At 51.1% G+C, this 12,630-nt stretch carries 12 protein-coding genes and 1 tRNA gene; 10 read left to right on the forward strand and 3 right to left on the reverse strand.

Annotation, left to right across the window (positions count from 1 at the left end; translation table 11 throughout):
* Window positions 1-313 precede the first annotated feature (313 nt).
* From glpA to E6072_RS06640, 3 genes are read left to right on the forward strand one after another with little or no spacing between them, the layout of a single operon-like run.
* Window positions 314-1,960: an anaerobic glycerol-3-phosphate dehydrogenase subunit GlpA gene (glpA, locus tag E6072_RS06630; protein ID WP_316694605.1), complete on the forward strand. Its 1,647-nt coding sequence runs from the start codon at window positions 314-316 to the stop codon at window positions 1,958-1,960.
* Window positions 1,957-3,204: a glycerol-3-phosphate dehydrogenase subunit GlpB gene (gene glpB / locus E6072_RS06635; protein WP_316694607.1), complete on the forward strand. Its 1,248-nt coding sequence runs from the start codon at window positions 1,957-1,959 to the stop codon at window positions 3,202-3,204. Before glpA ends, glpB begins: the two co-directional genes overlap by 4 nt.
* Window positions 3,197-4,444, forward strand: coding sequence for an anaerobic glycerol-3-phosphate dehydrogenase subunit C (locus tag E6072_RS06640; RefSeq protein WP_316694608.1), 1,248 nt, complete (start codon window positions 3,197-3,199; stop codon window positions 4,442-4,444). Before glpB ends, E6072_RS06640 begins: the two co-directional genes overlap by 8 nt.
* A 66-nt stretch (window positions 4,445-4,510) precedes the next feature.
* Here the strand turns inward: E6072_RS06640 and E6072_RS06645 are convergent, their stop codons facing one another.
* Window positions 4,511-4,921 carry an NUDIX domain-containing protein gene (locus E6072_RS06645; RefSeq protein WP_316694609.1) on the reverse strand — a complete coding sequence of 137 codons (411 nt, stop codon included), beginning with the start codon at window positions 4,919-4,921 and terminating at the stop codon, window positions 4,511-4,513.
* Window positions 4,922-5,055: 134 nt separating this feature from the next.
* Here E6072_RS06645 and E6072_RS06650 point away from each other — a divergent pair.
* Window positions 5,056-5,126, forward strand: a tRNA-Gly gene (locus E6072_RS06650).
* 242 nt (window positions 5,127-5,368) lie between these two features.
* On the opposite strand, the gene E6072_RS06655 is transcribed toward E6072_RS06650, so the two are convergent.
* The gene (locus E6072_RS06655) at window positions 5,369-6,409 is read right to left on the reverse strand and encodes a virulence RhuM family protein (RefSeq protein ID WP_316694610.1); all 1,041 of its coding nucleotides are present in this window, start codon (window positions 6,407-6,409) and stop codon (window positions 5,369-5,371) included.
* Between the two features lie 426 nt (window positions 6,410-6,835).
* On the opposite strand from E6072_RS06655, the gene E6072_RS06660 reads away from it, so the two are divergent.
* From E6072_RS06660 to E6072_RS06670, 3 genes are read left to right on the forward strand one after another with little or no spacing between them, the layout of a single operon-like run.
* The gene (locus tag E6072_RS06660; RefSeq protein WP_316694611.1) at window positions 6,836-7,090 is read left to right on the forward strand and encodes a type II toxin-antitoxin system RelB/DinJ family antitoxin; all 255 of its coding nucleotides are present in this window, start codon (window positions 6,836-6,838) and stop codon (window positions 7,088-7,090) included.
* Complete coding sequence (locus E6072_RS06665; protein WP_316694612.1) at window positions 7,077-7,361, forward strand: type II toxin-antitoxin system YafQ family toxin; 285 nt, start codon at window positions 7,077-7,079, stop codon at window positions 7,359-7,361. The genes E6072_RS06660 and E6072_RS06665 overlap by 14 nt, the downstream gene beginning before the upstream one ends.
* Entirely contained in the window at window positions 7,348-8,364 is a 1,017-nt protein-coding gene (locus tag E6072_RS06670) for a GIY-YIG nuclease family protein (RefSeq protein WP_316694614.1), read from the forward strand. Before E6072_RS06665 ends, E6072_RS06670 begins: the two co-directional genes overlap by 14 nt.
* Before the next feature lie 195 nt (window positions 8,365-8,559).
* On the opposite strand, the gene E6072_RS06675 is transcribed toward E6072_RS06670, so the two are convergent.
* Window positions 8,560-8,760 (reverse strand): hypothetical protein, encoded by a 201-nt coding sequence (locus E6072_RS06675; protein WP_316098878.1) that lies wholly within the window; start codon window positions 8,758-8,760, stop codon window positions 8,560-8,562.
* Between the two features lie 330 nt (window positions 8,761-9,090).
* Between E6072_RS06675 and E6072_RS06680 the strand changes: the two genes are divergently transcribed.
* The 3 genes from E6072_RS06680 (at window position 9,091) to E6072_RS06690 (ending at window position 12,556) form a co-directional block, all read left to right on the forward strand.
* Window positions 9,091-9,777: an ABC transporter ATP-binding protein gene (locus E6072_RS06680; RefSeq protein ID WP_316694617.1), complete on the forward strand. Its 687-nt coding sequence runs from the start codon at window positions 9,091-9,093 to the stop codon at window positions 9,775-9,777.
* Window positions 9,778-11,235: an FtsX-like permease family protein gene (locus E6072_RS06685; protein ID WP_316694619.1), complete on the forward strand. Its 1,458-nt coding sequence runs from the start codon at window positions 9,778-9,780 to the stop codon at window positions 11,233-11,235. It abuts the gene before it with no gap.
* 382 nt (window positions 11,236-11,617) lie between these two features.
* Window positions 11,618-12,556, forward strand: coding sequence for a metal ABC transporter substrate-binding protein (locus E6072_RS06690; RefSeq protein ID WP_316694621.1), 939 nt, complete (start codon window positions 11,618-11,620; stop codon window positions 12,554-12,556).
* Window positions 12,557-12,630: the final 74 nt, after the last annotated feature.

A 12,630-nucleotide genomic window follows, 5' to 3' on the forward strand; every position in this document is an offset into this window, starting at 1 on the left:
CCGCTCGGCACAGATCCAGTAACCAAACTTCCGCTATTACTTCCATGATTGCTCAGCACGGGGGATTCTCCGTTGCCAGCTATCGTTGCAAATCTGTGCAAACCCGTCGAGGGAACTAATTGCAGCTAAAAGCCTTTCAGCTTATGAGAGGACGTGTATTTATAAAAAAACGAAGCGCGAATATGTGCAAACTCCCCACTATCCACACGAGAATTGAGCGTGAGCGATAATCTAAAAAAGAGCCACAGGAACAGATTCTGGGGCAGTTATTGACGCGCGGCAGCGAGGCTGCGTTCGATTCTGGAGGCAAAGGGTGAGAAAACTAGAAGTCGATGTGGTGGTGATTGGTGGTGGAGCCACCGGCAGCGCCGTAGTACGCGACGTTGCCATGCGCGGATTCAAAGCCGCACTGGTAGATCGGGTGGATTTAGCCCAAGGTACCACTGCTAGGTTCCACGGATTACTACATTCGGGAGGACGCTACGTAAAATCGGATCCCGAATCCGCAACTGAATGTGCAGAAGAGAACGATATTTTACGTAAAATCGTTCCCCATGCCATTGAAGATACCGGCGGACTGTTTGTTACTACCTCAAAAGATAGCGAAGAGCACGCGGATATTTTCCTGGAGTGCGCTAATAAAACCAAAGTTCCGGCCTACGAAATTTCGGCGGCTGAAGCGCTTAAGCGCGAGTCTCGTCTAGATCCCAAGCTGAAGCGAGCTTTTGCGGTACAAGACGCCACTATTGATGGCTGGAAAATGGTTTGGGGATTTGCCCACTCTGCTAAAGAGTATGGAGCAGAAATCCTCCCCTACCACTGGGTTACCGGTATTGAAGTCACCAATGGAGCAGTCAGCGCTGTCACTTGCGAGGATCACAAGAACGGCGGGGAAGAAGTCCGTATTGACTGTAAGTTCATCATTAATTGTGGTGGTCCTTGGGCTGGTGAAATCGCCGCTTTGGCCGGTTGCCATGATGTGAACGTGGTTCCCGGTGCCGGGATTATGATCGCTATGAATCACCGCATCTGCCAGCATGTAATTAATCGTTGTATCTATCCCTCAGATGGAGACTTGATTGTTCCTGCCCATCAGGTCGCGATTATTGGCACCACCGACCAGGTGGCACCCAGCGCTGACTTCCTACAGATAAAAGACCAAGAAGTCCAGCAAATGTTAGACGCAGGGGATGCTCTCCTGCCAGGGTTCCGTCATTCTCGTCCTCTGCACGTATGGGTAGGGGCTCGCCCGCTGGTTAAAGACAACCGGGTAGCAGCTACGGATTCGCGCCATATGTCCCGCGGTATGTCAGTTATGGATCACGAGGAACGCGACGGGGTCAAGGGCATGCTTACCGTGGCGGGCGGAAAACTAACTACCTGCCGCTTGATGGCCGAACGTGCCGTAAACATTATGTGCGACATTATGAAGGATGAGCGTGCTTGTCGCACCGCCCAGGAAGCGGTTCCCGGGCAAGAGAACTCCCGGCAGCATCGGCTGACTGACCGCTTGCAGGCACGGGAAAAAGAGTGGAATAAGGATCAGATTATTTGCGAATGCGAACTGGTGTCGCGGCGAATGGTAGAAGAAACCATTCAAGAATTCCCGAACGCTTCTCTCGATGATCTGCGCCGTCAACTGCGCATTGGGATGGGGCCGTGCCAAGGCGGATTCTGCTCCATGCGTTGCGCCGGCATCGTTAATGACCAGCGAGCCGCCTCGGTTGAGCGGGCAACCAATATGATTTCCCTATTTATGAAGAATCGTTGGATTGGGATTAAACCGATTCTTTTCGGAGAATCTGCCCGCGAAGCCGCCCTCGATAACTGGATTATGCAGGGCATTTTCGACTTGGAGCATGCACCCGGCAAAGGCCAACTGAGCGAGGTTGCCCTCAATCCAGTCGAGCAAGAACGCGATAAACAGGAACGTGAAGCCGTAAAGGAGGCACTAGCGTGAGAGACGTAGTAGTAATCGGGGCTGGCCTTTCCGGTCTTAGCGCCGCGCTTCGGCTGCTTAAGGCGGGGCGGGAAGTTGATTTAATAACCAAAGGGATAGGAGGCATCCAGCTCGGTCAAGGCACGATTGACCTGTATGGATACAGTTCGGAGCGGGAAGATAATCCTCTCGAGGCGATCGAAAAGTTACCCCAGTCCCACCCTTACGGGAAACTGGGCTCTCAGGCAGTGGCCGATTCTGCTAACTGGCTGAAAGAGCAGCTAGGGGCAGAACTGCTGGCCGGCAGCCCAGAAAAGAACGTATTCCTACCAACCTGCCTGGGTGCTTGGCGTCCCACCTGCCTCCCCCAACCGTCGATGCTGGCGGGTGCTCCCGCGGACGGAAAGAAGTACGTAATCGTGGGACTGCGCCGCCTCAAGGACTTTTATCCCCAACTGGTAGCCGAGAATTTAGAGAAGGAAGAGATTCCCGGCGGAGGTAAAGTTTCGGCTCGCCATATCTGGATAGATATCCCGGTACGCCCGGGCGAAACCGACACTTCCGGTTTGAACTTCGCGCGCGCCCTCGACACTGAAGATTTCCGCGCTAAATTCTGTGACCAGGTTAAACGCTATTTGAAAGACGGGGAGGTAGTTGGTTTCCCCGCGGTGTTGGGATTGAAAGATCGGGGCGCTTGGAAGGATATCTCTCGCCGCCTGGGACATGAGGTATTTGAAATCCCGATTCTTCCGCCCTCGATTCCGGGGATGCGTATCAATGAGGCTCTCACCCAAATGGTGCGAGACCTGGGAGTACGCTACATTATCGGCAGTGAAGTGACGGGGTTAAACGTTAGTGATGGCCGGGTTGAATCCGTGACCTTTGATTCCGCCGGCTCGGAGAGCACCATTAAGGCCAAGCACTTCATCTACGCTGGTGGCGGCTTTGAATCCGGTACGTTGCATGTGGATTCTTACTGGAACGTAACCGAACGAGCCTTTAATTTACCGCTCGCAATCCCGGAGGGACCGCTGGTTCACGAAGACTATTGGGGACCAGACCAGCCCCTGTTCGAAGTAGGGGTTGAGGTCGATTCCCAGATGCGGGTACTGGATGCCTCCGGGAATCCGCTATATCAGAACCTTTATGCCGCTGGCGGATTGCTAGCGGGAGCTACTCGTTGGCGGGAAAAGTCCGGTGACGGCATTGCTTTAGCTTCCGCTTTTAGGGCTTGTGAGACGATTTTGGGGGATACCAATGACTAAGGATTTACGTAATAAACCCGAGTTTAATCCGTTAATGCGCGCCAGCTTGGATGCTTGCGTCAAATGCACGATTTGTGAAACTCAATGCCCGGTAGCAGCGGTCACTCCCCTTTTCCCGGGGCCGAAATACGTGGGGCCGCAGGCGGAGCGTTTCCGGAAGGGAATGTCGGTTGATCACACTATTGATTACTGCTCCAGCTGCGGGACTTGTACTCTAGTGTGTCCGCAGGGCGTGAAGGTTGCAGAACTCAACAACGTTGCTCGCGCCGCGATGAAGCAGCAAAATGGTCGCCCGCTGCGCGACGTGCTCATATCCAACACCATGTTTATGGGCAAGGCGATGACCCCGGTGGCACCGCTGGCGAACTGGGCGCTCCGGCAAAAACCGATTCGTCAGATTGTGGAGAAGACTTTCGGAATTCACCATGAAGCACCGATGCCGGTGGCTGACGGGTTCAGTTTTGAAAAATGGTTCAAGAAGCATACCCGTACCGCTCCGGCTCCCACTAAGGGCAAGATCGTGTTCTTCCACGGTTGCGCGGGTGAATTCTTTGAAACTACTACCTCTATTCGCTCAGTGCAGATTCTCGAGCACCTGGGATACGAGGTACTGGTACCGCCTCATGGTTGTTGTGGATTAGCGCAACAGTCTAACGGTCTCTATGACGGGTCAAAGAAACTGATTCGCAAACTGGCACATGATTTGAATGTCCCCGGGGATGACCTGACTATCGTGGGATCATCTGGTTCTTGCGTGGGCATGGTCAAACATGAGGCGCGCGAGATTCTGGGAGTCCAAGACGAGGAGCTCACGCAGGTATCGCGGCGTATCTGGGATATGTCCGAGTTCCTGCTGGATCTGTATGATCGCGGCGAACTGGATCTGGATAATCTGGAGCCGATTAACCTCACGGTTACCTATCACGCGCCTTGTCAGCTCAAATCCACGGGGATTGGCACCCCAGGTAAGCAGCTGCTGGATAAGATTCCGGGGCTTACGGTTCACGAATCGGGGGCCACCTGTTGCGGGATCGCGGGCACCTACGGTTTGAAGCGGGAAAAATATGACATTGCACAGGCAGTAGGTAAGACCGCTTTTGACAAGATTAAGAGCACCAACTCTGACCTGGTGGTTTCAGACACCGAGACTTGCCGTTGGCAATTGGAAAAGGGCGGCGGCAAGCCCGCTGTTCACCCAATCTACCTGTTGTTTGAGGCCATGGGGCTAAAAGATAGCTAACGCTAGGCTAGCTGGGGTTTTAGCTCCGCGGGCTTGTTATCTATTTTGAGGACGCAGCTAGGCTGGTTATTTTAGGACACGACTTAACGCTTCGGCGATAGGTAAGTCGGGTTCTAGCCAGTCTAGCTGCGTTACTTTTTCTGCCGGGCTCCACTGTAAGCTGAGATGGGAATCCCCTGGTTGTATCATCGGTAGTTCGCGGGGATGATAAATCATCACCCGCATTTGCGCGCCTTTTAGTAGCGGCCAATTCCCTGCCGGTAGCGGGCCGGGCAAGATTTCCCCCAGCTGCGAAGGAGAAATCACCCAATCTAGTTCCTCTTTTATTTCCCGCACTAAGGCCGCTACCGGTTCCTCGCCCTCGCGCACTTTCCCGCCGGGCAGTTCCCATTTGCCCCGTAGTTTTTTCGGGTAGGAACGCTGCGCACATAATAGCTTGTTACCGCAGATGGCCGCTAGCGCTACTACGAAAGTCATTCATTCCTCCCTAGGGTTGATAAGCCCAAGCTTGCCGCTTAACTCATCGTTTCCGGTCTTTATTCTTACTTTAACCGCTCGTTTTGAGTGGAGCGCCGCTACTGGTTATACTCTAAAGGCAGCTAGATGCCAACGCGGGTGTAGTTCATCGGTAGAACGACAGCTTCCCAAGCTGTAGAGGCGAGTTCGATTCTCGTCACCCGCTCTGAGTGAGGATCGTGAATGTGAAAGCTTGCTTTCACATTTCTGATCCGAGCGAAGAAGGGTAGGCACCGCAGGTGCTACTACCCGCTCACAGTTGACCAGCAGGGATTGTCCCTGCTGATTTGATTCGAGATAATACCCAGTGGACATTAGCCCCAAACCCTGTCCGTGATGGGTATTAACCCACATTTATCTCGACTAGGAGCCGGGCAGTCATTACATCAGGATTTAGTTCACATGCCACTAGTTAATCGCCTTCGTAGACGCTTGTTTTGCTTCACCCTCAATCCCTTTGATTGCTTTGAGATAGTCTTTCTCGACTGGAGATAGAGTATGAGTTTGGAATTTGCGGTACTCGCTGATTGCTTTATCCACAGCTTTCCGGTGACTAATCTTCCCAGCACCAGAAAGAATAGGTTTGCCGGTAGCAGTCAAGATTTTGTCCAGATGTTCGATAAAATCGACCATGCGCATAGGATTATGACTCATCGCCTGGACTTCAGCGAAATCAAAATAACCAGACACCAAGCGGTTCAAGATTTTAAGCTCATTTTCACTCAGGTAATTCTTCGCGATTTTTACCTCAGCCAATACCGGCAAGTCACCTTTGAAAGTAGTCAGTCCCATGAATGGTTGACTGGCATCAGCACGCTCATAGATTACCTCAGCAGCCGTGTGCCCATGCGTGGCGTAATGGAGTTTGTTTTGCACCATCTTAAAAAATGCAATTGACTCAGCACTACGCGGGTCATAGTCAATACTCGTGGCATATAGGTCAAGAACTTGCCGGTACATGACCTTTTCTGAAGAACGAATGTCACGAATGCGCTCCAACAGCTCACGCCAATAGGAGCCGCCACCAAAGTTTTTCAACCGCTGATCATCAAGAGCAAAACCCTTTATCAAATACTCTTTCAGCCGCTCGGTTGCCCACTTACGAAACTGCGTTGCCGTCTTCGATTTCACCCGGTAGCCCAACGAAATAATCATGTCTAGGTTGTAGTGGGTCACCAAGTAGCGTTTACCGTCAGCGGCAGTTGTTCGGAATTTCCGAACAACTGAATCTTCGTCCAGTTCACCCTCTTCGAAGATATGCTTTATGTGCTCACTGAGATTGGATTTTGAGGACTGAAACAACTCTGCCATCTGTGCTTGAGTTAGCCACACCGTTTCCCCTTCAAGATACACCTCAATATCAGCGGGGCTATCAGGGTTTTGGTAAATCAGCACCTGCCCAGTATCAGCTTGGAGATTAACCTCTTTCTCGTTTGGAACCTTATCCATCACACCCCCTACATCGCGCAAACGAGTGGCTGTAAATTAACAGACCTCTTTAGGAAGTTTATGCCATTTCTTTCCAAAGCCGACAGACCTATATCAGCGCATCTGAAACTCACCACATATACCCCTTTTTAACATTCGCTAGAGTTGCAGGGAGCACAGCGACCGAACACCCGCTCTGAACGGAGGTGCAAGCACAAGCGCCAAGCGCGCTTGAATGCTTGTAACCGGAGTGAGGAAGGGTAGGCACCGCAGATGCAACTACCCGGTTTACTTGAATGCTAATCTGGCAGCAAGTCACCCACTTTATTAGCCCTCTATCGGGAGCATTCAGGCAGTAAAGATATTTTCAAAGCCATTAATTTCATACATAATTAATGCTATTGTAGGTACATAGTAGAGGTAATTGCGTGAAAGAGGGTACTTCTGGTGGCTAATATATCGTTCCGAACTGATGACCAGACCAAGACACAGGCAGCGGAGCTGTTCCGCGACCTGGGGTTAGATATGAGCACTGCAATTAACATGTTTCTGAGGCAGTCAATTGCCAGCAACGGTATTCCGTTCACGCCGCGCCGGGAAAATTCGGCCAACCTACTTGCTCGCGCTGAAGCCGAATCCCGCACCGGAGCTTCCTTTGATAGTGTCGCTGCGTTAATGGCAGATCTTAATGAAGCTGACTAGAGTCTTTCGCACCTCCCAGTTCAAACGCGACGCGAAAGCACTGTTCAAAAAGCATTACAATCCGTCGAAGCTGGCACACGCAGTTGCAGCCCTAATGGCTCAGGATCGCGACGAGTTACGAACCCGCTATCGTGACCACGCACTGCAGGGACAGTGGAAGGGGTACCGCGAAATTCACCTCGAGGGAGATTGGTTACTGATATACCGTGTCGAACGAAGCGAGCTACTTCTGGTACTAACCCGAACCGGATCACACGATGACCTCTTCTAGTGGCACAAATCCCGCTAAAGCAAACCTCAAGTATCTGCGTTTTAATGTCTCCCAATTGGAGTCAATTTCCGCGTTGATTCCAAAACAACGCCGAGGTATCTATATCCTCCAGTTTTTCAACGGTGAGTTTTATGTCGGTCAAGCACAGAATGTAGTGACGCGTTTTGCTCAGCACCGGCATGGTCATACCAATCATCATGAAGCTTGGGATGACATAGAGAAGTTATGGTTCATGCCTGTACCCCAAGACTTGGACTTGACCAGAATAGAAAATAGCGAAATTCGCAGATTTCGGGAATCTGGTAAGCCTTTGCGGAATCGTGCTCTGAACTTAGGTCACAATCAACCGTCAACACTGGATAAAGCGATACCGGTGGAGGAACAACATTCTTGGGTACTTGGGGATGGTCCATACGATTTGTGCGGCATCAAAGAAAAATTACCTTCTTTGGGAAATGAATCCTCGAAGTTTCTAAAACAGGTTCCTGATGAATTCCGAGATCTCATACTCGCCGATTTGGTTTTTGCTTTAACAAATCTGGTTCCCGAAGCTATCAAGCTTGAAGGACGATATTGGACGATTTCAGATTATCCGAGTACTGCAGGAGGTCGTTGGGCAACACTAATTACCGGGACTCTGGAACTTCTTTTCTTCCCGAGAAGGGAGGCCTCGGGACTTTCCTGTCTCAATACTCCTGTCGGAACGTTTTCGCATAGCAGGCTGCTCTCCCTATTGACACCTTGGAAGCGTAATACCCGAGGGTTCTTTGTTGACCGAATAAACTACGACTCAACGTCCGCCGACCAAGTAGTGTTTAACAGCGGTGACTTAAAAAGAATCTGCCAAAAATATCCGAAAATATTACAAGGTGCTAGAACTTTTGCGTTGCAAGCCATGCGTCAAAGCTCCTCTGGAAGGTTTGTCCGCTGGCATTCACAAGCACTAACAAGAGATATCTACCAGTTTGCTCTCGAAAATAACCTCCACATGAATAGAGATTAAAAGCATCAGAATCTAACTGGTTTGTAGATAAAGCTAGCCACTTCCCGCCTCTAAAGGGTTTTGTACGCAGAACATAAATAACCGTCAGCACAAATTAAAAGAAACTTCTCATGCGGCGGAACCATCAAAATCACCGCCCGAGTTTAGAGAGTTTATGAGCAGTAACGCCCGACGCTTTGAGCAGCAAGCTACAAGCTACTTAAAGAGGTCGCGCCAACCGAAGGTGGTGCGCCTATAGATAGCGTTCTTGACCGCGCGCGACGGATCTTTCAAAAATCCCATACCCTTCTTGCCATATAGGGGATTAACTGCGCGCTTAGCGGCTCTTTTAGCTCTGCCTGAGGTCGCTGCCTTGTAGGAACGCTTAGGACTAGGTTTTCGCATACCGAACTTCATATTTCCACGATACCCAGAGAGAGCCCTACAAACTATTGGTTTCTTCGCTATCTTCTAAGGACGTAGACTCAGCTTCTTATTCAACTGCCCAAAATGGGTTACTTCGCCAATCTTTCGGGGCTCCCATTCTTTCAAAGGGAATCAGGTCGTTATCGGGGAAGGCATCAATCCCTGAGGGGAGCTTTCAGAGGGCGCGCCCTCCCCTTTAGGTAGTGGCAGCTCTACCTCCGGGTAGTTTTTAGCAATACCTAAAAATCAGTTTCCGCACTGTTCCCTGTGCCCGGTAGACGCACTGAAATAGAGGGTATGAATCAATATGACGAAAAATAGGTGCTGAGCACCGATAACATCACTAAAAGTTTTGGAAACGTTCGCGCTCTCTGCGGGGTTTCTCTACAAATTCACGAGGGCGAGTCGGTGGCAATCATGGGGCCGTCGGGGTCAGGAAAATCGACCCTGCTGCATTGTCTGTCCGGCGTCCTCGTTCCCGAATCCGGAAAGGTCTTATTCCGGGGCGAGGATATCGCGGCGCAAAAAGATGTGAAGCGCTCCCGGCTGCGGCTTGGCCAGTTCGGGTTTGTGTTCCAAGACGGGCAACTCATCCCCGAGCTGCCCGCCCGCGAAAACGTGGCACTCCCCCTAGTATTGACCGGAACTCTGCTGCCAAAAGCTTTAAAGCGCGCCGATCAACTGCTCTCCCAACTGGGACTTTCTGAGCTGAAAAAGCGGCGTCCCGGAAATATGTCTGGCGGACAGGCACAGCGGGTAGCTATCGCCCGCGCCCTCATCGGCAACCCGAAGGTAGTTTTTGCGGATGAACCTTCTGGCGCCCTCGATCAAGCTACCGGATATGAAATGATGGATACTTTACCCCGGGAAGTGCAGCGCTGCGGAGCAGCATTAGTACTGGTAACCCATGACATTAACGTTGCACATTGGTGTTCACGTTTAATCGAGATTCGGGACGGTCAAATCCACTCTGATCGCACGCTAGCGCCACAGTCTAGGAGGGCGTAAATGTCGAGCACTAACATAGCCAGTCCAGCTACCTCCTCACGCGCACAAAACCTAAACTGGTTAACTTTACATCTCACCAAAGCCCGTTTTAGCTCTCACCAGGGAGAATCCCTACTTTATTTAGCATCTATCCTGGCCTATACGGTGTGTGCCGCGCTGGCGTTAACGGTTGCTGGCGGCACCTACATGTTCTATAACCGATGGAAGACCCCCACGGGAATCGCTGCCCAGTTACTTGAAGCCGATGCGAGTTTCGAAATCGTTCTAAAGTTTTATTTCCTCTTAGCCATTTTGGCCTGCGCTCTAATAATCCCATCTTTAAGCTCACTCGCCACCAAGGCGGCAGTATTGGGGGCACGAGGACGCGAAAAGCGTTTATCCTCCTTGCGCCTGCTGGGTGTGTCCTCTGCGGAGGTCACCAAGATGACCCTGCTAGATGCGCTGATCCAAGCGGTTATCGGTTCCCTGATCGGTACTGCTCTTTATTTCGCAACCCTTCCTGCCTGGACTTTTCTTGAAATAGAAGCCAAATATATAACGGTTAAGGAAATGCTGCTGCCCTGGTGGCTGCTGTTGATCGTGCTAGCAGTAATTATCTTGCTGGGACAGATTTCTGCCTGGTGGGGAATGCAGCAGGTAAGAGTTTCTCCCTTGGGAGTAACCCGCCGGGCGAGTCAGCCCTCACTGCGAATTTGGCGCCTGGTAGCTGCGGTAGCTATTTTTTCCGCCGCTTTCATAGTCAGTCAGGCAACCGTAGGGCTATCAAAAACCTGGACGATAGCGATAGTCTCCGGCAGTATCCTGGTAGTTATTTTGGCCTTTAACTTACTAGGCCCCTATCTATTGCAGCTGAACGCCCGGATACTAGCCAAGGTTCCGATTCCTGCAATGGTACTGGCTTCTCGGCGGATAGTTGCCGATCCCAAAACTACTTGGCGGCGCGTCAGCGGTATGGGGTTCCTAGCTTTTATCGCGGGTTTCGTGGCTATGTCGCCAGTGCTGGTTAATGGTGAGAGTTCCGATAATCTGGTCAACGATTTTGCTGCTGCCACTCGCTGGGATTTCCAAACTGGCACCATGATTACCTTGGCGGTCAGTTTCGCGCTTTGCGCCTGCGCCATGTTGATTACTCAAGCGGCAACGGTGATTGAGAATGCTGAGCAGTCCCGGGCTTTGGCAAGAATGGGCGCCCCGCGCGGCTTCGAACTGCGCTCGATGTGGCTAGAAACCCTGGGCCCCCTAGCGGCATCCGTGCTGGGAGGAGCTATTTTGGGACTAGCAACAGCCATGCCGATGGTGCAAATGCTAAAGGAACACACCGGGCAAACTCCAGAGAATTCCGTAGCCCAAATGAGCCTGTTATTGCTGGCTGGTTTGGCGGTTACAGCCGCCTCAATTTTCGCCAGCCACCCGCTACATCGACGTTTACATCTGCTGCAGCAACGCGCCAATGACTAGCGGTTAGTCAGGCTCTAATGGGCATTCGCGCGGTTACATAACTAGCGCGGGACCTTAGAGAAGTTACCAAGAAATCTAATCACCCAGCAAAGATTTTGTCGGACTTTCCCACATAGGAAAGTCCGACAAAATTAATTATTAACTCAGGATCCCCTAAATTTACACCCTCCAACTATTCACTCCACACCCGAGATTCACCAGCAGCCCCTAGTTTATGAAAAACCTCATAGAGTAGGGATTTTATACAGGTCAACACAGCAAGCACCCCCTATAGGACAAACGTCAGTTTTCTTTTTTCCAATTGATAACTATCTTTATTATCAGGTTCACCTAACCTAAACTAATATTTCGGGTGACCGAATAATATGAAAGATGAGGATACATGAAACTGAAAGCCGTAGTCTCCGGTATCTGCGCCCTGGCACTGGCAGCTTCCCTGGGAGGTTGCGCCAAAGATGGTGCCGCCGATAATGCGGATGGAGCTAATGGAAAGCTAAAAATTGTTGCCACCACCGGTTACCTCGCCGACGCGGTGAAAAACATAGCCCCCGACGCCGAGATTACTACCCTGGTAGCCCCCGGAGGCGATCCCCACACTCAAGAACTCACCACCAAAGACACTGAAAAAATCCAAAAAGCGGACCTGGTGGTTTGGACCAGTCACGACATGGAACACAAAATGATGGGCCAGTTCGATGGTCTGGGAGATAAATCCTTGCCCGCCGCAGAAGCCATTCCGAAAAAAATGCTGCTGGACTGGGAAGAAGATGGCAAGATCGAAGGTCACGACCCCCACGTGTGGAATGACCCGATCGGATGGCAATACGCGGTAACCGCTACCGCCGAAAAAATCGCGAAACTAGATAAAGCTAACGCTGACAAATACCTCAAGAACAGCAAAGAATATAACGCCAAGATTCAGGCCATGCATGAAAAGGCCAAAGCTGCATTTGAAAAAATTCCTGCCGATCGCCGCACTCTGGTAACCGGTCACGACGCCTTCAACTACCTGGGACGCACCTACGGACTAGACATTATGGCTACCGATATGGTCTCTTCCGAATCGGAAATCTCTGCGGTACAGCTGGAAGAACTGGCAAACACTATTGCTAGCAAAAAAGTTCCGGTTATCTTCTATGACAACCTCAAGAGCCCGGAAGTAGTAAAGCACCTCCAAGAAATGGTGAAGTCCAAAGGTTGGGAAGTTAAACTCTCCGACACCGAGCTCTATGCAGACACCCTTGGCGAGAAAGCCTCCACCAACACCTATCTGGGAGCTTTCCAGCACAATGTGGAAGCTATTGTAAAGGCACTCTCATAGAGAACGCGATCTGAGTGCCAGGATGGGCGCTAGGTTTCGCCGTCTCCAAGTTTCCTAGCGCCCATCCTCTTTCT

The sequence above is a fragment of the Varibaculum cambriense genome (assembly GCF_032557235.1).
Lineage (GTDB): Bacteria > Actinomycetota > Actinomycetes > Actinomycetales > Actinomycetaceae > Varibaculum > Varibaculum cambriense_C.

Coding starts and splice junctions, on each gene's coding strand:
- E6072_RS06640 (WP_316694608.1), top strand. CDS start 3,197: ATGACTAAGGATTTACGTAATAAACCCGAGTTTAATCCGTTAATGCGC.
- E6072_RS06645 (WP_316694609.1), bottom strand. CDS start 4,921: ATGACTTTCGTAGTAGCGCTAGCGGCCATCTGCGGTAACAAGCTATTA.
- E6072_RS06655 (WP_316694610.1), bottom strand. CDS start 6,409: ATGGATAAGGTTCCAAACGAGAAAGAGGTTAATCTCCAAGCTGATACT.
- E6072_RS06665 (WP_316694612.1), top strand. CDS start 7,077: ATGAAGCTGACTAGAGTCTTTCGCACCTCCCAGTTCAAACGCGACGCG.
- E6072_RS06670 (WP_316694614.1), top strand. CDS start 7,348: ATGACCTCTTCTAGTGGCACAAATCCCGCTAAAGCAAACCTCAAGTAT.
- E6072_RS06675 (WP_316098878.1), bottom strand. CDS start 8,760: ATGAAGTTCGGTATGCGAAAACCTAGTCCTAAGCGTTCCTACAAGGCA.
- E6072_RS06685 (WP_316694619.1), top strand. CDS start 9,778: ATGTCGAGCACTAACATAGCCAGTCCAGCTACCTCCTCACGCGCACAA.
- E6072_RS06690 (WP_316694621.1), top strand. CDS start 11,618: ATGAAACTGAAAGCCGTAGTCTCCGGTATCTGCGCCCTGGCACTGGCA.